The sequence below is a fragment of the Rothia nasimurium genome, from assembly GCF_035916755.1.
Taxonomy (GTDB): domain Bacteria; phylum Actinomycetota; class Actinomycetes; order Actinomycetales; family Micrococcaceae; genus Rothia.
In genome coordinates this window covers 1-21,773 of sequence record NZ_JAYWIX010000008.1, presented here as the reverse complement: position 1 = coordinate 21,773, position 21,773 = coordinate 1, and the positions used below count along the sequence as shown (strand labels likewise).

The window sequence follows — 21,773 nt, the reverse complement described above, 5'->3', positions numbered from 1 at the left end:
CTAGTCCCCCTTCTTTGGCACGGTCGGCTGAGCGGCTGTCTGACTAATTTTTTTCTTCTCTTCTGCTTCGTTGAACTCTTTTTCGCGGGTCGCTTCATCGGCGTCGAATTCAGAAGAATCGAACTCGGCAGCGGCGTCTTCTTCCTTATCGAAGGCGTCCTGCTCCGCCACGCGAATATCTTCAGCATCGTCGGTAATTTCATCGGCCTTAGACAGCAGCCAGGAGCGGTAGATAATACCCAGAATCAGGGCAGTCACCGCGCAGGAAATCACGATAGCGGTCAGAATCAGGGCCTGCGGCAGCGGGTCGGAGTAGTCCTCTGCAGCAATGTCCTTGCTGTAGAAGGGCGCTAGGCCGGCCGGGCCACCTGCGTGCAGAATCAGGATGTTGGTCGCGTTGGTCATGAGCATGAGACCCAGGAGCACGCGGGTCATGGAGCGGTCAAGAATCAGGTAGACCCCCACGGCGTAGAGCACGCCCATGACCAGGATTAGACTGAGGTCGATAATCATGGTTTATGCCTTTCGTGCCTTGTCGCGGGCTTGCTTTTCTTTCTTGCGGCGCTCGGCTACCAGCTTGAGGTCGATACGCTCACCCAGGCTGCGCAGGATATCGAGCACCAGGCCAATGACCAGCAGATATACACCGATATCGAAGATGGTGGCGGTGACGAAGTGGATGTCGCCAAAGACCGGCAGCCAGAAGTCCAACACGTAGCTCGTGAAGATAGGGTCACCCCACAGGGCCGGGGCCAGGGCGTAAAGGGTTGCGATACCCAGGCCAGCTCCCAGGAAGGTGCCAGCGGAGAAGGGGGACGCCGCCCGCAGCTCCGCGCCGCCGCCTGCCAGGTAGCGTACGGCAAAGGCCAGACCCACCATCAGACCACCTGCAAAGCCGCCACCGGGCAGGTTATGACCGGCAATCAGCATGTAGAAGGAGACGATAATGAGAGTGTGGAAGAGCAGGCGGGTCATAACCTCCAGCAGAATCGAGCGGGACTCCGGCGGCAGGGTACGGCCCGCCACAATGAAGGGGTCACGCTCAACCGAAGAGAACTGGCCTGCCACACGCTGAGCCACAGTAATCTGGGTACGCTTGGCAAAAGAGCTCTCAATTTTCTTCATGGCCTGGGTGTCGAGCCTGCGCGCGGACGCCGAGTCGGCGCGTCCTTCGATAAAGAGCAGGGAGGCAACGCCGGTGGCAGCCAGTGCCAGCACCGAGATTTCGCCGAAGGTATCCCACACACGCATATCAACCAGGGTCACGTTGACCACGTTGTAGCCGTGGCCAATTTCGTAGGCCAGGCGGGGCATCTCAAGCGAGATGGGGTCAAGGGAGCGGGAGGAGAAGGTGAACATGGCCAGGGCCATCATGAGGGCCGAGAAGCCCAGGGCGATGATGACGCGAAGGGTCTTGTGGGCGCCGTCCTTACCGTCCTTGGAGCGGATGCGGGGAATCTGACGGGGCAGCACACGCATGGCCAGCACGAAGGCTACCAGCACGATGGTTTCGACCAGCAGCTGGGTGGTCGCCAGGTCGGGGGCACTGCGCAGGGCGAAGAGAATAGCCATGCCATAGCCGGTCACCGACACCATCATGATGGCTAGGAAACGCTTACGCACGAAGACCACGACCAGGGCTGCCACAATCATCACCACGGCAATAACCCACTGAGCTGGCGACTCAGAGACACGCACGTTCGCCAGCGGCGGGGTCTCGTTGACGAAGAGGGCAGCAAAGGGCACCACCACAGCGGTAATCAGAATAACGCCCAGGTAGAAGCCCAGGGAGCCGCGCTGAGTCATACCGGTGACCCACACAGCCAGGCGGTCAAGCCCATCGATCACATCGCGGTAGACCACAGAAGCTGCAGGGCTACCGGGCAGGGCGTTCTGCAGCTCTTCAATCTGCTTGCGGAAGATGAAGAGCAGGGCACCGATTGCCATGATGACCAGGGAGGTCAACAGGGCCGGGGTAACGCCGTGCCACAGGGCCAGGTGCAGTTCGAGTTCGGCGGCGGTCTCGGGGAAGGCCTTGAGGAAGGGCTTGATGAAGAGGTGCACCGGCTCGGGGTAGAGGCCGTAGACGAGAGTCAGGACGGTCAGCACCGCCGGAGCAAAGAGGAAAGTGAAGGAGACCGGGTGGAAGGCGGTATCGGGGCTGAGCTTCTGGCCGCGGCGGTTACGCTCAAGCACCCGGGTGTTGATATCAACATCACCGTTGTCGACCTCTTCAAAGTCGGCGGTTCCCTTTTCTACACGGCAGTACTTGACGCCTTCCTTGTGCATGTAGGCGTAGGGCTTGACGGCGAAGGCACCCCAAACAAAGCGGGCTGAGTAGGCGAATGTGAGAATGGAGCCCAGGACGATAGCGATGAGGGTGGTTGCTCCCTGCCAGCCGGTGGTGTGGGAGAGGTAGGTCTCTAGCACTGCCTCCTTCGCCACGAAACCGGCCAGGGGCGGAATACCCGCCATTGAGGCAGCTGAAATAGTAGCAACAGTGGCAAGCTTGGAGGCACGGCGGCGGATACCGGAGAGCTTATGGATATCTCGAGTACCGGACTGGTGGTCGATAATACCGACCGAGAGGAAGAGGGTCGCCTTGAACAGGGAGTGTGCCACCATGAGCGCCATAGCCGCGTAGATAGCGTCCGGAGTTCCCCCCGAAATCACCAGAGCCAGGAAGCCCAGCTGCGAGACGGTGCCGTAGGCAAGAATCAGCTTGAGGTCGGTCTGCTTGAGAGCAGCCCAGCCGCCGAAAACCATGGTGAAGGCGCCGAAGATGACCAGCACATTCTGCCAGATCTCAACCTCGCCGTAGCCAGGGGCCAGACGCAGCAGAATGTAGATACCTGCCTTGACCATAGCCGCCGCGTGCAGGTAAGCGGAGACCGGGGTGGGGGCAGCCATAGCGCCGGGTAACCAGAAGTGCAGGGGGAAGATCGCTGACTTAGAGAGAGCACCACAGAGAATCAGAACCAGGGCGGCAGAGAGCAGCCCCATGCTGAGGGGGCCGTGGCCGCCCTGGGCAGCGGCAAGGACGCTCGGGCCCCGCTCCACAAGTTCGGCCAGGGAGTAGGTGCCCAGGCTGTAGCCCAGAATGATAATGCCCACCAGCATAGCTAGACCACCTGCAGTGGTGACCGTGAGGGCCTGCAGGGCGGAACGGCGGGCTGAGAGGCGGTGGCGGGAGTAACCAATCAGTAGATAGGAGAGAATGGTGGTGACTTCCCAGAAGATGAACATGAGGATGAAGTCATCCGCGGTAATCAGACCGAACATGGCACCGGCAAAACCGAAGAGGTAGGCCGCGAACTGGCCATTATCGCCGGTGGAGTGCTTGAAGTAGCTGGCGCAGTAGAAGAGCACCAGGGAGCCCACGCCGAGCACCAGCAGGCTCATAACCCACGAGAGGGTGTCCATGCGGAAGGTCAGCGCCATGTCCAGCTCGGGAATCCACCGATAGCTTTCGCTCCAGGGGGTACCGCCGGGAATCTGACCGGTCTTGGTTAACACCAGGGCCAGCACAGCAGCGGGAATCGCTGCCAGCAGGTAGAAGGTAGAGGTGCCCATGCGGCGGTAAAGCCAGGGGGTCACTATGGACACAAGCAGGAAAAGCGCAAGAACTATGGTCACGTATCGGCCCTTGGGTCGGCGGCGGTAGGAGCCGTCACCCGCGGGGCAAGGACGGCAAGATTCTCTCTCCTTTAAAGAGTAGGCATACTTAGTTTAGCTGTCGATGACCCCGGTCTCATAGAGCCTGCAATATTTCATTTATTTCTGTGAGGTTCGCACGGTACAAACCCTGATACATATTCTGACCAGTGCTGCACCGACCCCAGGACCAAAGCCAATATCACATTCGCTGCCCCCCGCCGCGCCCGCCCGCCCGCCACAGCGGGGGCGTACAATAAGGACGATTTACCCACACACTGCGAAAGCATCTCATGTCTAACGGTTCCCAGCCCCAAAAGGGCTCCCAGCTTGGCCTCGCCTGGACCCTGCACGGCGACGGCAAGAACATCACCCCGGGCGGGGTCGTCCGCCCCCTCGAACGCCTCACCTGGGGCCGCACCATCGGTATCGGCGCCCAGCACGTCGTTGCCATGTTCGGCGCGACCTTCCTGGTGCCCCTGCTGACCGGCTTCCCGCCTGCCACCACCCTCTTCTTCTCGGGTATCGGCACCATGCTCTTCCTGCTCATCACCGCAGGGCGGGTGCCCTCCTACCTGGGTTCGTCCTTCGCCTTCATCGCGCCCCTGGCAGCTGCCACTAACCAGTACGGCCCCGGCGGTGCCCTAGGCGGTATCGTCATGGCAGGTGTCTCCCTGTTCATTGTTGGCCTGGTTGTTCAGGTCGCCGGAACCGGCTGGCTGACCAAGCTCATGCCCCCGGTAGTCACCGGCTCCATCGTGGCCCTGATCGGCTTCAACCTGGCACCGTCCGCCAAGAACAATTTCATGGAAGCGCCCGCGACCGCCCTGGTGACGCTGAGCTCCATCATCCTGATTTCGGTGCTCTTCAAGGGCATGATTGGCCGCCTGTCGATTCTGCTGGGCGTCATCATTGGCTACATCACCGCTGTGCTGCGTGGCGAGGTTGACTTCACCACCATCGAAAAGACCTGGACCGAGCAGGGCCTCATTGGCCTGCCCCACTTCCAGCACCCCGAGCTCCATTGGAACCTGGCTGGCCTCTTCATTCCCGTCATTCTGGTGCTGGTTGCTGAGAACATCGGTCACGTGAAGTCCGTTGCTCTCATGACCGGGGATAATCTCGACAAGTACTCCGGCCGCGCCCTCATGGCGGACGGCCTTGCCACCACCCTAGCCGGTGCCGGTGGCGGTTCAGGTACCACCACCTACGCTGAAAACATCGGTGTTATGGCGGCAACCAAGGTCTACTCCACCGCAGCCTACTGGGTTGCTGCGATTTTCGCCGTCCTGCTCTCGATTTTCCCGGTCTTTGGTGCGGCCGTGGCGTCTGTGCCTGCCGGTGTGCTGGGTGGCGCTGCCACCGTGCTCTACGGCATGATTGGCATGCTGGGTGTGCGTATCTGGGTTGAGAACCGCGTGGACTTCTCGAACCAGGTCAACCTGACCGCCGCGTCCGTGGCCCTAATCGTGGGTATTGCCGACTACACCTGGGATATTGGCGACCTACAGTTCGCCGGTATTGCCCTGGGTACCGCCGCGACCCTGGTGGTCTACCACCTGATGGCGGCGCTCAATAAGGCGTCGAAGGCCCACCCCGAGCCGCTGACCCCGACCGAGGCTAAGGGGGACGTCCACTAGACTCTCCCCTGCCCCGGAATGCTTGCCAGGGGACCAGATGTCCAAAAAGGGACCGCATACTATGCGGTCCCTTTTTGATTTTGCGGTCCCCTTGTTGCTGTTAGGAGGCAAGGACGTCCGCGAGCAGGTCGGTGCGGTTAGTGACGATTCCGTTGACCCCCAGGGCGATGAGTTCCCGCATGGTGCGTTCATCGTCGATCGTCCACACGTGCACCTCTACCCCGGCCCGGCGGGCAGCAGCCACCAGCTTACGATCAACAATGCGCAGGCGGCGGCCAGCTACCCGGTGATAGGCAGGAACCTGCACCGCGTCAAAGGGCAGCATAAACCTGCGAGTTATCGGCTTCAAAAAACTCCATAGGCTAGGGTGTATGCGCGATAGGGCATAGAAAAAAGTGAAGGTGGGCTGCGAGGCACTTAGTGGAATGTGCACACCCAGCTCCTGGGCCACCCGGTGCGCCTGCCGCAGGCGGCGCTCCGAAAAGGATGCCAGTCGCACCCGCTCTACCGAACCGGCAGCCACCAGCACCCGCGCAACCTCAGCCGCCGAACCGGCGTCCTTAAGGTCAATATTAAAGCGGGTATCGGGGAAGGCCTCGAGCATGTCATGCAGGCGGGAAATTTGACCACCATCCACCAGGTTTAGCTCACGGAGCTGGTCCCAGGTCATCTCAGCCACCCGGCCGGGGCGGCCCACTAAGCGATTGAGGGTGGGGTCGTGAAAGACCAGAACCTGGCCGTCAGCGGTGGTATTCACGTCGGTTTCGAGCCAGTGGGCCCCGGCATCGAGGGCGCGGCGGAAAGCTCCCTCGGTGTTTTCAGCTTGCCCTATAGCGAGCCCCCTGTGGGCATAAATCTGGGTGTGCTCAGGCGAAGACGATGAAAATGCGTGTGAAGGCATAAGAACCAGTATATTACCGGCTAGTAACTTAGGCCTGGCGCCCCTCGCGTTCAGCCAGCATGCGCTCGATAATCTGGGCAACGCCGTCCTCTTCGAACCCCGGGCAGATACGCCCCACCCGGTCTTTGAGCTCCGGTAGGCCCGAGGCCATCACGTAGCCATGGCCTGCCCAGTCCAGCATTTCGTAGTCATTGGGCATATCACCAAAAGCAGCTACTTCGTCAGGGGCAATACCCAGCGACTCCGCAAAATCTGCCAGCACCCGCCCCTTGTTCATCCCCCGCTGGGCAATTTCCACCAGGGGCTGGTAGGGGGCAGAGCGGGTTGCAGATGCCCGTTCCCCCACAATCTCTTGAACGCGAGCCAGCAGGTCGGCAGGTACCGCACCATCCCGGAACAGCAGGTATTTCACAACCTCAGCGTCGGGCACCAGAATCTCTTCCAACCGCCCCTCAACCACCTTACTGGTGTCTTCCTGGGCATGCGGGTCATAGGTTCCCTGTACGTAGACATGCTCCAGGGTCTCCGCAATATAGAGAGCCCCCGGGAAAGCCTGCTCCAGCTCGGCGTGCAGGGCCAAAGTTTCAGCCCCGCTGATAGTGCGGGTGGCAACCACCTGCGAACAGGCAATATCGAACGTCACCGCACCGTTGGAGCAGAAAGCAAAAGAGTTCTCGCCGTTCCATTCCTCGCCGAGCTGCTCCAGCACGGGAGCCATCCAACGCAGGGGGCGGCCGGTCACAAAGACGATACGGACGCCAGCATCCGCCGCCGCATGCAAGGCCTGCAGGGTGCGGGGGCGGAACCTGAAATCACTCCCAATGAGGGTGCCGTCCAGGTCGCTGGCAATCAGTTTAATCATGCTTTACATTCTAGTTCTCTTCTTCGTAGGTCGCCGTCAAGAAAGCCCGGGCGATGCCATGGAAGAAGAGGTTGAAGTTGACTACGGCGGGGCTGGCGTTTTCGTCGATGTCGAGTTTTTCCACGTCAACGGCGGTGACGCAGAAGATGTAGCGGTGGGGGCCATGACCGGCGGGCGGGGCTGCGCCGATGAAACCGCGGGTGCCACCGTCGTTGAGATGCCCCAGGGCCCCTTCGGGCAGGTTTTCGGCGGCGCCGGAAGCGAGTTCAGTAACTGAGGCTGGGATATTCGAGGCAGCCCAGTGCCAGAAACCTGAGGGGGTGGGGGCGTCTGGATCAAAGCAGGTCACCACAAAGGACTTGGTTTCTGCGGGGAAGCCGCTCCAGGACAGCTGGGGCGAGACGTCCTCGCCACCTGCACCCATAATCCCGGAGACCTGGGCGCGGGGCAGGGTCTCCCCCTCGGTGATATCGGCGGACGCGAGCGTGAAGGTGGGTAGGTCAGGCAGGTCTGCGTAGGGTTCGCGGTTGAGCATGAGGGGCCTCCTCGTCGTTGATGGGCTTTGGCTATGCACTAACCAGTCTACTGACTATTCCCCCTCACGAAAAGGGACCTGAAAACTAAAGAAGGACCGTAAAATATGCGGTCCTTCTTTAGTTTTGCGGTCCCCTCGGGGAGGGAGGCGGAGGAACTAGCCCTGCGGGTAGAGCACAGCGTTCAGTTCGTCGCGGCTGGGCGGGTTAGCGCCTTCGCGGGAAACGGTGATGCCGGCGGCAACCGCTGCGAAAGCCAGAATTTCCTTGAGGTTGTCCTTGCTCAGCAGCTCAATGATGGCGCGGGCGCCCTTGCCCTTGATGTCGCGATCAAGCAGGGCCGCGATGAGGGCTGCCATGAGGGAGTCGCCTGCACCCACGGTATCGGCGACCTCTACCCGGTAGGCGGGCAGGGCGATGCCGTCGGGCGAGGTCTTGCGGGTGATAGCCCAGGGGCCCATCTCGCCGCGGGTCACAACCACCAGAGAAGCACCCAGGTCAAGCCAGGCCCGAGCTGATTCTTCCAGGGTTCGGTTGGGGTAGAGCCACAGAAGGTCCTCGTCAGAAGCCTTCACCACGTCTGAGTGGCGCACAATGCTCTCAGCCCAGGCGCGCGCCTCTGCCGCGTCGGGCACGATGGAGGGACGGCAGTTGGGGTCGTAAGAAATCAGGGCGTGGGGGGCTGCCTGCTTGACTGTGTTAAGCACAGCGGACGCACCGGGCTCCAACATGGCGCCAATAGAACCCACATGCACTGCGGTAGCGTTCTTCCCCACCTCGTCAAGCGCCGCCTGGGCAGTGTCGAGTGACCAGTCGATATCGAACTCGTACTCAGCGGCGCCGGTTTCGCCAATAGTTGCCTGGGCAACGGAGGTCTTTTTGGCGTCAGCGCCGACAGGGAGCAGGACGCCCGAGGCGCGCAGGTGCGCATCGATAAGTTCACCGTAGGCGTCCTTGCCGTAGCGGCCAATGAACTGGGCCTCGTGGCCCAGGCGGGAGACGCCGACGGCAACGTTCATGGGGGAACCACCGGGGTGGGCGTGGGATTCGGCACCGGGGCGCTGGACAACATCTACGAGGGCTTCGCCAATGACAGTAAGCATGCCCTTATTTTACCGGCTGTGGCCCCGGCCTCAGAGAAGTTTCGCGTCACAAACTCCACATGTGAGAGAACAAACTATAAACTTAGGTCTGTAGTGCCCACCAGCTCGTCGTGCCCGTGCATGAATCGGGGTGTGGGCCGCCAGTCACCAGCTACCAGCGCACCGCCGCGCTGCTAACCGATGAGTTCAATGACGCTACTCATCGAGGAAGAGGTCACACCATGACTATTTCTGCCGACAACGCTCACGAGCAGTGGCTTGCCTCTGAGGCTGAAGCCGAGGCTATGATTCCCCTGATTGGCAAGCTGAATCGAGAGAACAACGTGGTTGTCTCTATTCACGGCCACAGCCTAATCAACAAGTCTGTTATTCAGATTTTGAAGGCCCACCGTTTTGCCCGTCAGATTGATGATGTTGAGCTGAACCCGGCTGACTCCCTGAAGATCCTTGAAATTGTGAGCACTCTCGACCTGGGTGCCTGCTCGCTGGGTCTGGCCAGCCTGCAGCGCAAGTTTGAGGCTTCTGGTGCCGGTGATCTTGAGGCCTGGCTGAAGGAAGAGCTGGCTCCCGTCGTTGGCAAGAAGGGCCAGATTGAAGCTGCCTCGCAGGATGTCGTGCTCTACGGTTTCGGCCGCATCGGCCGCTTGCTGGCCCGCATTCTGCTGGAGCGTTCCACCGGATCCGGCCCCAAACTCCGCGCCGTTGTGGTTCGTAAGAACACCGATAACGACCTCTACAAGCGTGCCTCCCTACTGCGCCGCGACTCCGTCCACGGTGCCTTCAAGGGCACCATCCGCGTTGACGAAGAGAACTCCACCATCATCGCCAACGGCACCCCCATCAAGTTCATTTACGCCTCTGACCCGGCCGAGGTCGACTACACCGCCCACGGCATTGAGAACGCTATCGTGGTCGATAACACCGGCCGCTGGCGCGATAAGGACGGCCTCTCCCGCCATCTGCAAGCCAAGGGGGCTGCGCGCGTCCTGCTCACCGCCCCCGGCAAGGGCGTGAAAAACATTGTCTGCGGCGTCAACGACGACATCATCGAAGATAGTGACACCGTACTGTCGGCAGCGTCCTGCACCACCAACGCCATCACCCCCGTGCTAGCCGTTATGGACGAGGTCTTCGGCGTCAAGCGCGGCCACGTTGAGACCGTGCACTCCTTCACCAACGACCAGAACCTAATCGACAATTTCCACAAGGGTGACCGCCGCGGCCGCTCCGCTGCCCTGAACATGGTGATTACCGAGACCGGCGCAGCCAAGGCTGTGTCCAAGGCCCTGCCCCAGCTCGAAGGCAAGCTGACCGGCAACGCTATCCGCGTGCCTACCCCCGATGTCTCCATGGCTATTCTGAGCCTGCAGCTTGAGAAGCCCGTCGGCTCTAAGGAAGAGCTCAACAATCTGCTGCGCGAGCGCTCCCTGCGCTCCAACCTGCGCCGCCAGATTGACTACACCGACTCCCACGAGGTCGTGTCAACCGACTTCGTGGGCTCCCGCGCCGCCGGTGTAGTAGACGGCCTGGCCACCATCACCTCCGGTGACGATAACGCCATTCTTTACGTCTGGTACGACAACGAGTTTGGCTACTCCTGCCAGGTCATTCGCGTGCTTGAGACCATGATCGGCGGTAAGTTGCAGAGCTTCCCCGCAGCAGTCTAAGAGCGCGGATGCCCGCCCGCACGTTCTGGTGCCCTCGGCTAGTTATGCCGGGGGCACCTGCTTTTTAGGGGTTGGGGTGGAAGTTGCCGCCAGCGACCCTCTGAGGAGGCAGCAAACGTAAGCCCGTCCGCCAAGGATTCCGGGTTACGCGAAGTTCTCGCTCACCCAGTCCCCTGCGGCGGTGGCGGGGGCTGCTTTTTCGGCGCCGGAGACACGCGTGTTCAGTTCAATCAGGGTCTCTGTCGTGAGCAGGGTCGATACCTCATCGAGGACGCGGGCGGCTGCTACCGAGACCTGGCGGGTGTTGATGACGGGCAGTACCTGCTGGGCCAGGATCATGTTTTTGGGGTCCTCAAGCACCACGAAGTTGTTGGCGGTGATGGCAGGGTCGGTGGAGAAGAGATCCACGATATCGACGGTGCCGTCGGCCAGGGCTGCGACGGTCAGGGGCCCGCCGCCGTCGTTGATGGGTTCGAAGGACGCCGGGGTGAAGCTGTAGAGGCGCTCTAGGCCGGGTAGCCCGTAGGCTCGCTCAGCAAATTCCGGGGGTGCGCCCAAACTCAGTTGGCCGCTGAGGGCGGTGAGGTCGTCCAGGCTGGTCAGACCGTGCTCTTCGGCGGTAGCGGCGGTGACGACCAGGGAGTCCTTGTTTTCTGCCTGGGAGGCTGCCAGAACGCCCAGCTCCTCGGGCAGGGCGGCGGGGAGGGCCTGCATGATTTCTTCGGCGGTGACGGCTGTGGTCTCTGCGTCAAAGTAGAGCAGGAGGTTACCGGAGTAGTCGGGCACTACTGAGACGGTTCCCTCACGGAGGGCTCCCAGGTAGGCTTCGCGGGCGCCAATGGCGGGGCTGATGGTGGCGTCTAGGCCGCGGGCGCGCAGGGCGGCGGCATAGATTTCAGCAATAATTTGTGATTCGGTGAAGTCGGCTGAGCCCACGGTAATGGTGCCGGTGGTGCTCCCGCTGCCAAAGGCGGTGGAGCCATCCAGGCCGCAGGCGGAAAGGCCTAGAGCCCCGGCGGCGAGTCCTGCCCCGGTAAAGAGGGAGCGTCGGGTGAGGCGGGGTGATGTCATGGGTGTTTACCTTAGTCCGGGGTAGGTGAGGGCTCTTTGCACAAGGGCAAGTAGAGCATCGACGATTAGGGCGAGGGCTGCAACCAGAAGGACGGCCGCGACCATGCGGGTGTAGTCACGCACCGCCAGCCCGTCGATGAGGTAGCGCCCCAGGCCGCCAAGGTTGATGTAGGCAACCACGGTGACGGTTGCGATGATTTGCAGCACCGCGTTACGAATGCCACCGAAAATGAGGGGCAGGGCCACGGGAATTTCTACCCGGGTGAGCACCTGCCAGCCGGTCATGCCCTGGGCGCGGGCGGCGTCCTTAATAACGGGATCCACAGCCGCAATACCTGCGTAGGTGCCCGCCAGGAGCGGGGCGATAGCCAGGATCACGAGGGCCAGGACGGGGGCGGTGAGGCCCAGTCCCAGCCAGAGAGCGAAGAAGGTGAGCAGACCCAGGGTGGGCAGGGCTCGCAGGGCACCGGTGAGGGCTACAACCAGGTTCTGCCCCTTGCCGGTATGCCCCACCCAGGCCCCGAGCGGCAGGGCAATAGCCGCAGCGACCAGCAGCACCAGGCCGGAGTAGGCCAGGTGCTCGCCAAGACGCTGCCAGATGCCGCCGGTGCCCGTCCAGGCGCCGGGGGCGGTGAACCAGGCCCAGACGTCCTGAAAAATCATGGGTTCCTCCAACGGGTGAGCGCGGCGCCGACCAGGGCCAGCAGGCGGTCGAGCACGAGGGCAAGGACGAGGGTGAGCAGGATTCCGGTGATGATTTCAGCAGGTAGGTCCCGGCGCAGGCCGTCTGTGAAGAGGGTGCCGAGGGACTGGATGCCAATGACAGCTCCCACCGAGACCATAGAAATATTCGAGACCAGGGCAACGCGTAAACCGGCAATCATAACGGGTAACGACAGGGGTAGCTCAACCTGCCAGAAGCGGCGCAGCGGGGTGTAGCCCACGGCTGTGGCGGCTTCGAGGGTGATGGGTGAGACCGATTCGAAGGCGTCCACGGCGCTGCGCACCATCATGGCTACCACGTAGATAGTCAGCGCCACATAGACGTTGAGCGGGGAAGTAATGGAGGTGCCCAGCACCAGAGGCATAAGCACAAACAGCGCTAGTGAGGGCACGGTGTAGAGCAGGGCAGCACCGTTGACGACTGCCCCTTTACGTACCCGGCCGGCGGTGGTGTAAGCCTCGGTGGAGCGTCCGTCCGCCCGTCGCCCCAGAGCCAGCCGAGCCAGGGGTAGGGCGAGGGCAAAACCCACCACTACCGGGATTACAGACTGCGCCAGGTGCAGGGCGGTCAGATCTCCGATATAGGGCAGGTTCGCGAGAAACCAGCTCATGCGGACACCCCGCTACCGGGGGTCTCGTCGGTGGGTTCTCGGCCCCTATCGGCCCCATCAGCACGGGCCCAGGGGGCTTCCAGGCCGTAGCGCAGGTAGCGCTCCTGCCGGGTTGCTTCAAGCACGTTATCGGCCTCCAGCAGACCCAGGGCCAGCCCCTGCTCGTCAACCGCCACACCCCAGCCGGAGGGGGACGACAGCACCGAGTCCAGGGCATCACGCAAAGTGCCACCCTGCACGAAGAGGGAGCCACCGGGCAGATGCCTACCGCCGGTGACCCAGCCGTCGGGGCGTCCGTCCGCTAGTCTCAGCTGCCAGCCCTCGACCTCAGCGGCCTGCAGGGGGCGGACGGCCACGTTCCCCGCCCCGGCAAAGGTCAGGCGGCGCATTCCGCGGTCGCGGCCCACGAAAGAAGCAACATAATCGCAGGCTGGAGCCCGCAAAATCTCTTCGGGGGTGCCGAACTGGGCGATGGTGCCGCCGGGGGCAAAGACGGCGATGTAGTCCCCCAGGAGTACAGCCTCATCGATATCGTGGGTAACGAAGACGATGGTGCGGTGGAGCTTCTGCTGCAGGTCTAGAAGGCTCTGTTGCAGGTCAGCCCGCACCACGGGGTCGATGGCGCTAAAGGGCTCGTCCATGAGCAGAATATCTGACTGCCCTGCCAGGGCACGGGCCACACCCACGCGCTGGGCCTGGCCACCCGATAGCTGGGCCGGGTACTTGCTGGCAGATGCGCGGTCTAGGCCCACGGTATCGAGAAGTTCTAGGGCCTCAACACGAGCCTGCTTCTTGGCCACCCCTTTGAGACGGGGCACAGTGGTGATGTTATCGAGCACGCTCTGGTGGGGCATGAGCCCCGCCTGTTGCAGCACATAACCCATAGAGCGGCGCAGCTCGTGGGCTGGGAGGGAGGTGTTGGATTCTCCCCGCACCAAAATTTCCCCACCGGTGTGCTCGACCATGCGGTTAATCATGCGCAGGGACGTGGTTTTGCCGCAGCCCGAGGGGCCCACAAAGACCGTGATTTTTCCCTGAGGTATGCTGAGGGTGAGGTTATCTACCACCGCCGTATCACCGTATTTCTTGGTAACCGAGCGGAATTCAATAGCGGGGGCCGCTGCCATACTTGCTCTTTCGTTTGAGGTGGGGCGGGATTTGTTCCAGCAACCTAACGCCCACGGACTCCAGCCTATTCCAGTGACTTCTAAAACAGCAAGTACCCTGTCATAAATGCAGATGCCCTGCCAAAAGTGACAGGCAGTTGCACTTTTAAGGGGGCAGGTCGGTTGCTAGGCTGGTGACATGAAAATTGCTACCTGGAACGTGAACTCTATCCGTGCCCGCGCCGACCGCGTGGAAGACTGGCTAGAACGCAGCGACGTGGACGTACTGGCCATCCAAGAAACCAAAGCCACCGACGAGACCTTCCCCTACGAAATTTTTGAGTACTCCGGCTACGAGGTGGCCCATTTTGGGCTGTCACAGTGGAACGGGGTGGCACTGGCCTCCCGCGTGGGGCTTGAGGATATTCAGCGCACTTTCACCAACCAGCCGGCCTTTGGCAAGCCGGGTGAGGACGCCGTCGTTGAGGCCCGCGCGATCGGGGCTACCTGCGGCGGGGTTCGGGTCTGGAGCCTCTACGTGCCTAACGGCCGCGGTATTGACGACCCGCATATGCCCTACAAGCTGGCATGGCTAGAAGAGCTGCGCAAGAACGCCACCACCTGGCTAGAGCAGGACCCTGCGGCGCAGTTCGCCCTGGTGGGAGACTTCAATATCGCTCCCCGCGACGAGGATGTATGGGATATCGACTTCTTTAGGGAAAACCAGATGACTCACGTGACCGAGCCTGAGCGGGCGGCCTTTAGGGCCTTTCTTGAAGAGCCCCTGGGGCTGGTTGATGTGGCTCGTGAACATACCACCGTGCCCTACACCTACTGGGACTACACCAAGCTACGCTTCCCCAAGAACGAGGGGATGCGTATTGATTTTCAGCTCTACTCCCCCGCGCTAGCCCAGCGGGTTGTGGGCGCCGAAATTGACCGCAAAGAGCGCAAAGGCAAGGGAGCCTCAGACCACGCCCCGGTGATTGTTGAGATTAGCTAAAAACAGCCCCAGCCTGTGAACCCACAGGCTGGGGCTGTTTTTTGGTTTAAAACAAAAAACCCACTCTCATGTAGAAGCCTAGAGAGTGGATTTCGTGGCTCCGACCGGCGTCGATCCGGTGACCTTACGATTTTCAGTCGCACGCTCTACCAACTGAGCTACAGAGCCAGGCATACCCTTAGATATGCCACAACCGCGTCTTCCCACAAGTGAGAACTTACGCGGTCGGAGCGACCCCGACGGGACTTGAACCCGCGACCTCCGGCGTGACAGGCCGGCGCGCTAACCAACTGCGCTACGGGGCCATACGCAAGAACCGAAGTTCTTACATGGCCGTGAAACCAAAGGTTTCACAGTACCCCCAACGGGATTTGAACCCGTGTTACCGCCGTGAAAGGGCGGCGTCCTAGGCCGCTAGACGATAGGGGCTAGTTCGCTGTGTCGTGACCGGCTTTGTTTCCTCAACCCGTCGCTCGAACAAGTAATACATTACGCGAGTTCAAACAGGCGCGCAAATCGAAAACCGACCATTCGGGCCATTTTGGGTCAAAAATTGGGTGCCCTGCACCACAAAATTCACCCAAAAGTAACCGGCAATACACATAAATAACCTAGTCAAAGGCTACATTGCCACCACCGGCGTCCGCACCAAAAATTTTTTGAACTTTTTTAAAAAAGACGGCAGGATAGCGCCGTCGGAGCCCTTTTCAGCCTGAAAAGGAGCTTCGGCGGGAGCTATCCTGCCTTGTCTTACCACCAGCCTACTCCTTGCGAGAGAAGCTGACTAGAGTGCTTTTACGTTTTGGCTAGCCCCAGGTAATGCCGGCGTCGGGAGCCTGCTCAATGCGGGGGTCTTCAATCTGGGGAACAATCATCACGGGCACCTGGGTGTTGTGCAGGATGCCCTGGGAGGTGGAGCCCAGAATCATGCCGGCAATACCGCCACGACCGCGGGTACCGACCACAGTCAGGTCGGCAGCCTTACCCGCTTCTAGCAGAACCTGCACAGGGGAGCCGTCGATGAGCTTGAATTCGATTTCCAGCTGAGGGAAGTAGCCGCGAATCCATTCGGCAGCCTTACGCTGCAGGTCCGCGATTTCACGGTAGAGGGCCTCGAAGTCAACAGCGGCGGGTACCCAGTTCAGGGCACCGGTGTAGGGGGCGAGCGCGTTGACCAGGGTGAGTTTGACGCCGCGGCGGCTTGCTTCGTCCGCTGCCTGCATCATGGCAAGGCGGGCTTCGTCGGAGCCGTCCGAACCAACAACCACCGACTGGCCGCTGCCCAGGATACCGGGGTCAGCTTCAATCTTCTCAGCGTAGGAGTGGGGAACTGCAACGGTGGGGCAGTGTGAGTGGGCAGGCAGAGAGGTGGAAACGGTACCCAGCAGTCGACCCAGGAAACCGCCGTGGGAACGGGAGCCAACCACCATCAGCTCAGCCTTCTTGGAGAGTTCTAGGAGCACAGCGGTGGCGTCGCCGGTTTCTACAGTTGCGCGAAGTTCAACGCTGGTTTCGCCAACGCGGGAGTAGGCCTCGTCAAGAATCTGGGCTACGCCGTCGGTGAGGGCCTGTTCGTCGACCATAGAGTAGCCGGCGTCGAAACCGGTGCCGGTGAAGACGGGCAGAGAGTAGGCGGTGACCATACGGACGGGCACCTTGCGAATTTCAGCCTCGTGCACGGCCCAGCGCAGGGCACCGTAGCTCTGCTCGGAGCCGTCAATGCCGACAACGATTTCGCCGGATGCGTTGGCTACTTCTGCGATATCGTTGCGGGCAGCTACTGCTTTTTCACCGAAGGTGAGAGCGCGTTCGGTCATGGTCATCTCCTTAGATTCATGATGACCCCGCTCTGCCAGCCGGGTTGCCGGCGCTGCTGCCGGGGCCTACTTCCAGTTTAGTCCTCCCCTCGTGAGCGACGTGACTTATTTCGCATCATTACCGCACTTATTCATTTTTGAACTAGATAAGGTAAGGACGCCCCACCCCCACTCCCCTGCCGCTGGGCAGGGAAGCGGGTGGCGGCGTCCTTGCACCAACGAGCGTGCGTTATATCGCCGAGCGTGCAGTAGCCATGCGCACGCTCAGCGATACGGCGCACGCTCGCTAAGAAACACCTAACCCAGGGGGCTAAACACAGCGCCGGAGGCGGTCACCGCAAGCACGCCCTGTTCGGTGTACAGCACCGAGGCGTCCCCTACCTGCTGCACCTCAGACACCGGGAAGCCAAAGGCATCTACAGCGCCGTGGGCATTGAAGTAGTCCCCTGCCGGGGTTCCGGACTCAATAAAATGGGCGCCGGTAGCCTCAGACCAGAAGACGTTACCGCTAGCCAGACCCGGCTGGGCAAAGCTCTGGCGCACGCCGCTGCCCACCGGCTGCTCGTCGGTCACAGGAATCAGGTTGTACAGGGCAGAGCCGTCACCCACCGTCACCGCGCCAAAACGCCACAGGTCATAGATAGCACCGTGCACAGCATGGGTGCCCGTTACCTCGTTATAGAACACAGCCCCGCGGGTAAAGTTCTGTCCCATAAAACCGGGGGCACCAGGAGTACCGGGAGCAATAAAACCCTCATCGGTGGGAGCGCCCAGCCAGGCGTAATCTTCAGGAGCCCAGGGCAGGGTGCCGGTGCTTGAGCTGGTGACCAGCGACGGCTGCTCCGCGGTACCGGCCTCGCTGGCCTGGGCGGGAGCAAGCCCCGTGAGCGTCAGCGCCCCGAGGGCGAGCGCAGCCGAACCGCAACGGGCAAAAATACGGAGTGAAGAGTTGTTCATGGTGTTGTACCTTCCTTTCTCCAGTACTTCCACCCCATCACAGCCGCCCTGGCCCGAGCAAGCGAAAACAGGCAGGTTGATCGAATTGTGAGTCAACTGTTACCAAGCTGTGACTGACCGCCCAGACTCACAGCCAGCACCCACCTCTTCGTGCGAAAATATGCATGAACGAGCAAGAATCGAGGTAGATCATGGCCGACACCCCGCAGACAAGCCCCTCGTGGAGCACCTGGGCGCGCCAACACACCGTGCAGCCCACCGGCGTCCTTGCGCCCCGGTCAGTGCCCGAGCTGCAACGGCAGATTCAGGACGCCGCCGCGGCAGATACCCGGGTCAAGGTAGTGGGGCGGGGGCGCAGCGCGTCCGCTATTGGGCAGCCGGTCGGCACCATGCTGACCCTAGAGCACCTCACCGGCCTGGTGCGGGTGGACCCCGATAACCTTACCGCCACCTTCCTGGCGGGCACGACCGTGCGCGAGGCCAACCGCCTGCTGGGCCACTACAACCTGGCCTTCACCAACCTGGGGCGGCTCGACGAGCAGACCCTGGCCGGGGCAATTTCTACCGGCTTCCACGGCACCGGCCTAAGCTACGGCATCTTCGCTACCCAGGTCGCCGAGCTCAAACTGGTGGACGCCACCGGCACCCTGCTCACCTGCTCGCCCCAGCAGAACCCGGAAATTTTCTCAGCGGCCCTCTGCGGCCTGGGCGCCCTGGGCATCATCGTGGAGCTGACCTTTAACGTAGTGCCCCAGTTCCGCCTGCACGCGGCTGAGCGCGGGCACACCTACCAGAGCATCGTGCATTCTTTTGAGGACCGCTCCCGCGGGGCTGACCACTACGAATTTAGCTGGTTCCCTGGCTCCGGTGAGGTGCGCACCCGCAGACTCACCCGCCTGGCCCTGCTGACCGACGGCTACATGCCCGCCAGTGCTGCCCTGAGCCAGGCCCGGCGCTACGGCGGCGACCACCTGCTCAACAACGGGGTGTTCTCGGCTCTTAGCTACGCCGGGGCTAAGGTGCCCGCGGCGCAGCCGGTACTGAATAAGGTGTCGAACTGGGGCAAGGGCAACCGGCGCTACGCCGATTATTCGGCCCGCGTCTTCACCATCCACCGCACCGTGCGGCAGAACAATATGGAGTACGCCTTCGATATGTCGCAGTTTGCCGACGTCATGCGCGATGTGCGCGCCCACCTGGCGTCCTACCGCAGCCAGATGGCTTACCCCCTGGTCGTGCGCACCGCTGCCGCCGATGATATCTGGCTCTCCCAGGCTTACGGGCGAGAAACCTTTTACGTTTCGGCCCGCGCCTACTGGCGTCAGCCCCACGCCGAGCTCTTCGGGGTGCTAGAAGGGGTTTTCAAGGAGCACGGCGGACGCCCCCACTGGGGCCAGTTCCACACCCAGGACGCGGACGCCCTCGCCCAGCTCTACCCCCGTTTCAACGACTTCGTGGAGCTGCGCGAAGAGCTAGACCCGTCGGGCCTCTTCCTCAACCCCTACCTGGACTGGGTGCTCATGCGGTAACACCCCTCGGGTAGGTACCATCTAAATCAGAAAAACCCACCTAATTGGTGGGTTTTTCTGATTTAGATGGTCTTTTCTGAAAGAAGCTGAACGCTACTCGCCGCGTGAAATCGCGGTCATCTCGTCGCGGTCAACCACCTTGATGCGGGCGCGGGGCTTGCCGGCGGCGTCCTTGGCTTCTGCGCCCAGGGCCTTTTCGTGGTCGTCCAGGCGGTGCCAGCCTTCCCAGGTGGTGTAGCGCACGCCTGCCGCATCGAGGAAGGCCTCAATGGCTACGGGGTCGGCGGCCTCGGCAGTGTAGAGGTTTTCGCGGTCTTCGAGCAGGTGGGTGACGGTTTCGAGGGCGTCTGACTTGGTGGAACCAATCAGGCCGACGGGGCCGCGCTTGATCCAGCCGGTGGCGTAGAGGCCGGGGACGGGCACGTCACTATCGTCAATCACGCGACCCTCGACGTTGGTGATGACGCCGCGTTCGCTGTCGTAGCCGACCTCGGGCAGTTCGGAGCCGAAGTAGCCGATGGCGCGGTAGACGGCCTGCACGGGGTAGTCGATGAATTCGCCGGTGCCGGTGACGCCGCCGTTGCCGTTGAGCTCGGTGCGTTCCATCTTGATGCCGGTGACCTTGCCGTGTTCACCGAGGATTTCAGCCGGTGACTGGAGGAAGTGCAGGTGCAGGCGGCGGGAGGCGGTGCCGGGGTTTTCCTTCTGCTCTTCGAGCCAGCCGTTGAGGGTCTTCATCATGACCTTGGTCTGGGCGTTGGTTTCCATGGCTTCGCGGGAGGCCTCGTCGAACTGGAAGTCTTCTTCATAGAGCACGATGTCTACGTCGCGGGAGTGGGCCAGTTCGCGCAGTTCGAGGGGAGTGAACTTGATCTGGGCGGGGCCGCGGCGACCGAAGACGTGCACGTCGGTGACGGGTGAGGCCTTGAGACCTTCGTAGACGTTGTCGGGGATTTCGGTGACGAGCAGGTCGTCGGCGTGCTTGGAGAGCACGCGGGCGACGTCGAGGGCTACGTTGCCGTTGCCGAGCACGGCGATTTCTTTGGCTTCCAGCGGCCAGGTGCGGGGCACGTCGGGGTGGCCGTCGTACCAGGAGACGAAGTCGGACGCGCCGTAGGAGCCGGTGAGCTCAACGCCGGGGATGTCGAGGTCGGCGTCCTTGATGGCGCCGGTTGCGAAGATGATAGCGTCGTAGTGCTTGCGCAGGTCAGCCAGGGTGACGTCGGTGCCGTAGTTGACGTTGCCGAAGAAGCGGATGTCGCCGCGGTCGAGTACCTTGTGCAGGGCGTTGATGATGCCCTTGATGCGGGGGTGGTCGGGGGCTACGCCGTAGCGGATCAGGCCGAAGGGGGCGGGGTAGCGGTCGAAGATATCGATGGCTACGGGCACGGCTCCGGTGCGGACTTCTTCGCTTTTGGTGAGGATGTCTGCGGCGTAGATACCTGCGGGGCCTGCACCGATGACGGCGACGCGCAGGGCGCGGGGGGCTTCGGTTGACACGGGTTTTCCTTTCGGCGCCGGGCGTAGGTGGGCACGGCGGGTTGGGACTTTGGTTCTGCTCTAGTCTACCGAGTTTGGGGCGGACGCCGTCGCCCCGGTTACAGAGTAAGTCCTGGGGTTACCGCGGGTAGGGGCCGGTCGTAACAGAGGTAACAGATACGGGCGGGGGTACAGGATGCTTTAGATGGCTCCGGCCTGGGACCAGCCAGCGTCTAGGCATTTTTGGGGAGCGGTGAAGATACCGGTTTTGTTGTTCTCGCTCTGGGCAAGGACTTCTGCCGGGATCTGGCTGTAGTGCTGCTGGTATTCTTCCTCGCTCATGTAGTCACTGGCTAGTTCTTGCTCAGCAAACTCGGTGGGGTCAGCTAGTGTGCCGCCGAAGCACATGACGCCGGAGTAGAGCACGTAGATATTGCCGGTGTCGATGCCCCGCTGAATATCTTCGTTAGAAATAGTGGGGCCCTGGGTTGCCAGCTCTTCGGGGCTGGCGGTTGCTGTGGTAGCAGGTGGCGGCACAGTGGTGGTGCGGACGCTCGGGGTGGAGCTTGGTGCCTCAGCTGTGGTGGACGCGCCGCTGGAGCAGGCTGCCAGTAGCGGAATGAGTAGGGCAAGGGGAAGGGCTCGACGTGGCATGGTGCAATCTCCTTTGAATGCCAAGAATTGTAATTATTCCAGCAGACACATCTGAAGTTTTCAAGAGATAGAAGCACCTTCAGTACTTGAGGCTTATTCAAAAGTCCCACCCGCAGCCAAAAACACCAACCCCCGCACCACCGCAAACACCCGCCCATACAACCCCAACGGCCGCCTAAACCCCGTATGAAGAATCCGCCAAGTCTTGATGTGAGCGATAACCCGCTCCACCACCGACCGCAGCCGATTCAGCACCCGATTATTCCGCCTCTGCTCCCGACTCAGCCGCTGACCCGGCTTGCGCCTGGCCGGGGTAGCCAACCCCAACCCGATATAGCCCTTATCAGCCACAGTGCTCTCATCAAGATATCTTTCCAAGCCATGATGTTTGAAGGCGTAAGCATCATGCCTGGCCCCGGGCACCGGGTCTGTGATAGCCAGCAACTTTCCATCCAAGGTGCAA

19 protein-coding genes and 3 tRNA genes are annotated in these 21,773 nt (G+C 61.6%); 4 read left to right on the top strand and 18 right to left on the bottom strand.

Features of this window, described 5'->3' with window-relative positions; genetic code table 11:
* Both VSX42_RS09425 and VSX42_RS09420 read right to left on the bottom strand, forming a co-directional pair.
* Window positions 1-513 carry a Na(+)/H(+) antiporter subunit C gene (locus VSX42_RS09425; protein WP_326504036.1) on the bottom strand — a complete coding sequence of 171 codons (513 nt, stop codon included), beginning with the start codon at window positions 511-513 and terminating at the stop codon, window positions 1-3.
* A gap of 3 nt (window positions 514-516) precedes the next feature.
* Window positions 517-3,636, bottom strand: coding sequence for a Na+/H+ antiporter subunit A (locus tag VSX42_RS09420; RefSeq protein ID WP_326504035.1), 3,120 nt, complete (start codon window positions 3,634-3,636; stop codon window positions 517-519).
* A 311-nt stretch (window positions 3,637-3,947) separates the two neighbouring features.
* Between VSX42_RS09420 and VSX42_RS09415 the strand changes: the two genes are divergently transcribed.
* Entirely contained in the window at window positions 3,948-5,294 is a 1,347-nt protein-coding gene (locus VSX42_RS09415) for a uracil-xanthine permease family protein (protein WP_326504034.1), read from the top strand.
* 100 nt (window positions 5,295-5,394) lie between these two features.
* On the opposite strand, the gene VSX42_RS09410 is transcribed toward VSX42_RS09415, so the two are convergent.
* From VSX42_RS09410 to VSX42_RS09395, 4 genes are all read right to left on the bottom strand, one after another.
* Window positions 5,395-6,195: a glycerophosphodiester phosphodiesterase family protein gene (locus VSX42_RS09410; RefSeq protein ID WP_326504033.1), complete on the bottom strand. Its 801-nt coding sequence runs from the start codon at window positions 6,193-6,195 to the stop codon at window positions 5,395-5,397.
* Between the two features lie 28 nt (window positions 6,196-6,223).
* A complete protein-coding gene (locus VSX42_RS09405; RefSeq protein ID WP_326504032.1) occupies window positions 6,224-7,057 on the bottom strand; it encodes a Cof-type HAD-IIB family hydrolase in 834 nt (277 codons plus the stop codon).
* Between the two features lie 10 nt (window positions 7,058-7,067).
* Window positions 7,068-7,592, bottom strand: a complete 525-nt coding sequence (locus VSX42_RS09400) for a YbhB/YbcL family Raf kinase inhibitor-like protein (protein WP_326504031.1) — start codon at window positions 7,590-7,592, stop codon at window positions 7,068-7,070.
* Window positions 7,593-7,748: 156 nt separating this feature from the next.
* Window positions 7,749-8,693, bottom strand: a complete 945-nt coding sequence (locus VSX42_RS09395; protein ID WP_326504030.1) for a carbohydrate kinase — start codon at window positions 8,691-8,693, stop codon at window positions 7,749-7,751.
* A 221-nt stretch (window positions 8,694-8,914) separates the two neighbouring features.
* Here VSX42_RS09395 and VSX42_RS09390 point away from each other — a divergent pair, with 221 nt between their 5' ends.
* A complete protein-coding gene (locus VSX42_RS09390; RefSeq protein ID WP_326504029.1) occupies window positions 8,915-10,360 on the top strand; it encodes a glyceraldehyde-3-phosphate dehydrogenase in 1,446 nt (481 codons plus the stop codon).
* Between the two features lie 144 nt (window positions 10,361-10,504).
* Here VSX42_RS09390 and VSX42_RS09385 read toward each other — a convergent pair whose 3' ends face one another.
* Genes VSX42_RS09385 through VSX42_RS09370 form a run of 4 tightly spaced genes read right to left on the bottom strand, consistent with a single transcriptional unit; the run spans window position 10,505 to window position 13,892 of the window.
* Window positions 10,505-11,431, bottom strand: a complete 927-nt coding sequence (locus VSX42_RS09385) for an ABC transporter substrate-binding protein (protein WP_326504028.1) — start codon at window positions 11,429-11,431, stop codon at window positions 10,505-10,507.
* A gap of 6 nt (window positions 11,432-11,437) precedes the next feature.
* Window positions 11,438-12,094 (bottom strand): ABC transporter permease, encoded by a 657-nt coding sequence (locus tag VSX42_RS09380; protein ID WP_326504027.1) that lies wholly within the window; start codon window positions 12,092-12,094, stop codon window positions 11,438-11,440.
* Entirely contained in the window at window positions 12,091-12,765 is a 675-nt protein-coding gene (locus tag VSX42_RS09375; protein ID WP_326504026.1) for an ABC transporter permease, read from the bottom strand. The genes VSX42_RS09380 and VSX42_RS09375 overlap by 4 nt, the downstream gene beginning before the upstream one ends.
* Window positions 12,762-13,892: an ABC transporter ATP-binding protein gene (locus tag VSX42_RS09370; protein WP_326504025.1), complete on the bottom strand. Its 1,131-nt coding sequence runs from the start codon at window positions 13,890-13,892 to the stop codon at window positions 12,762-12,764. The genes VSX42_RS09375 and VSX42_RS09370 overlap by 4 nt, the downstream gene beginning before the upstream one ends.
* A 178-nt stretch (window positions 13,893-14,070) precedes the next feature.
* Between VSX42_RS09370 and VSX42_RS09365 the strand changes: the two genes are divergently transcribed.
* A complete protein-coding gene (locus VSX42_RS09365) occupies window positions 14,071-14,874 on the top strand; it encodes an exodeoxyribonuclease III (RefSeq protein WP_326504024.1) in 804 nt (267 codons plus the stop codon).
* Between the two features lie 95 nt (window positions 14,875-14,969).
* Here the strand turns inward: VSX42_RS09365 and VSX42_RS09360 are convergent.
* The 5 genes from VSX42_RS09360 to VSX42_RS09340 all read right to left on the bottom strand — a co-directional run bounded on the left by VSX42_RS09360 (window position 14,970) and on the right by VSX42_RS09340 (window position 17,648).
* A tRNA-Phe gene (locus VSX42_RS09360) sits at window positions 14,970-15,042 on the bottom strand.
* A gap of 63 nt (window positions 15,043-15,105) precedes the next feature.
* Window positions 15,106-15,179, bottom strand: a tRNA-Asp gene (locus VSX42_RS09355).
* Window positions 15,180-15,230: 51 nt separating this feature from the next.
* Window positions 15,231-15,303: transfer RNA gene (locus VSX42_RS09350), tRNA-Glu, on the bottom strand.
* Between the two features lie 377 nt (window positions 15,304-15,680).
* On the bottom strand, window positions 15,681-16,691 hold the full coding sequence (locus VSX42_RS09345) for a universal stress protein (protein ID WP_326504023.1): 1,011 nt from the start codon (window positions 16,689-16,691) through the stop codon (window positions 15,681-15,683).
* A 297-nt stretch (window positions 16,692-16,988) separates the two neighbouring features.
* Window positions 16,989-17,648 carry a hypothetical protein gene (locus VSX42_RS09340; RefSeq protein WP_326504022.1) on the bottom strand — a complete coding sequence of 220 codons (660 nt, stop codon included), beginning with the start codon at window positions 17,646-17,648 and terminating at the stop codon, window positions 16,989-16,991.
* 191 nt (window positions 17,649-17,839) lie between these two features.
* Here VSX42_RS09340 and VSX42_RS09335 point away from each other — a divergent pair, with 191 nt between their 5' ends.
* Window positions 17,840-19,177, top strand: coding sequence for a D-arabinono-1,4-lactone oxidase (locus VSX42_RS09335; protein WP_326504021.1), 1,338 nt, complete (start codon window positions 17,840-17,842; stop codon window positions 19,175-19,177).
* A gap of 93 nt (window positions 19,178-19,270) precedes the next feature.
* On the opposite strand, the gene VSX42_RS09330 is transcribed toward VSX42_RS09335, so the two are convergent.
* From VSX42_RS09330 to VSX42_RS09320, 3 genes are all read right to left on the bottom strand, one after another.
* The gene (locus VSX42_RS09330) at window positions 19,271-20,677 is read right to left on the bottom strand and encodes an FAD-dependent oxidoreductase (RefSeq protein WP_326504020.1); all 1,407 of its coding nucleotides are present in this window, start codon (window positions 20,675-20,677) and stop codon (window positions 19,271-19,273) included.
* A 180-nt stretch (window positions 20,678-20,857) separates the two neighbouring features.
* On the bottom strand, window positions 20,858-21,310 hold the full coding sequence (locus VSX42_RS09325) for a hypothetical protein (protein ID WP_326504019.1): 453 nt from the start codon (window positions 21,308-21,310) through the stop codon (window positions 20,858-20,860).
* A gap of 93 nt (window positions 21,311-21,403) precedes the next feature.
* The coding region (locus tag VSX42_RS09320; protein WP_326504018.1) for a transposase family protein at window positions 21,404-21,773 on the bottom strand (370 nt) is incomplete at its 5' end.

Bases quoted from the DNA above. Each gene is read 5' to 3' on its own strand.
- VSX42_RS09335 (WP_326504021.1), top strand. From the start codon at position 17,840: ATGGCCGACACCCCGCAGACAAGCCCCTCGTGGAGCACCTGGGCGCGC.
- VSX42_RS09370 (WP_326504025.1), bottom strand. From the start codon at position 13,892: ATGGCAGCGGCCCCCGCTATTGAATTCCGCTCGGTTACCAAGAAATAC.
- VSX42_RS09375 (WP_326504026.1), bottom strand. From the start codon at position 12,765: ATGAGCTGGTTTCTCGCGAACCTGCCCTATATCGGAGATCTGACCGCC.
- VSX42_RS09365 (WP_326504024.1), top strand. From the start codon at position 14,071: ATGAAAATTGCTACCTGGAACGTGAACTCTATCCGTGCCCGCGCCGAC.
- VSX42_RS09425 (WP_326504036.1), bottom strand. From the start codon at position 513: ATGATTATCGACCTCAGTCTAATCCTGGTCATGGGCGTGCTCTACGCC.
- VSX42_RS09380 (WP_326504027.1), bottom strand. From the start codon at position 12,094: ATGATTTTTCAGGACGTCTGGGCCTGGTTCACCGCCCCCGGCGCCTGG.
- VSX42_RS09405 (WP_326504032.1), bottom strand. From the start codon at position 7,057: ATGATTAAACTGATTGCCAGCGACCTGGACGGCACCCTCATTGGGAGT.
- VSX42_RS09410 (WP_326504033.1), bottom strand. From the start codon at position 6,195: ATGCCTTCACACGCATTTTCATCGTCTTCGCCTGAGCACACCCAGATT.
- VSX42_RS09385 (WP_326504028.1), bottom strand. From the start codon at position 11,431: ATGACATCACCCCGCCTCACCCGACGCTCCCTCTTTACCGGGGCAGGA.
- VSX42_RS09325 (WP_326504019.1), bottom strand. From the start codon at position 21,310: ATGCCACGTCGAGCCCTTCCCCTTGCCCTACTCATTCCGCTACTGGCA.
- VSX42_RS09345 (WP_326504023.1), bottom strand. From the start codon at position 16,691: ATGACCGAACGCGCTCTCACCTTCGGTGAAAAAGCAGTAGCTGCCCGC.
- VSX42_RS09395 (WP_326504030.1), bottom strand. From the start codon at position 8,693: ATGCTTACTGTCATTGGCGAAGCCCTCGTAGATGTTGTCCAGCGCCCC.
- VSX42_RS09415 (WP_326504034.1), top strand. From the start codon at position 3,948: ATGTCTAACGGTTCCCAGCCCCAAAAGGGCTCCCAGCTTGGCCTCGCC.
- VSX42_RS09400 (WP_326504031.1), bottom strand. From the start codon at position 7,592: ATGCTCAACCGCGAACCCTACGCAGACCTGCCTGACCTACCCACCTTC.
- VSX42_RS09390 (WP_326504029.1), top strand. From the start codon at position 8,915: ATGACTATTTCTGCCGACAACGCTCACGAGCAGTGGCTTGCCTCTGAG.
- VSX42_RS09340 (WP_326504022.1), bottom strand. From the start codon at position 17,648: ATGAACAACTCTTCACTCCGTATTTTTGCCCGTTGCGGTTCGGCTGCG.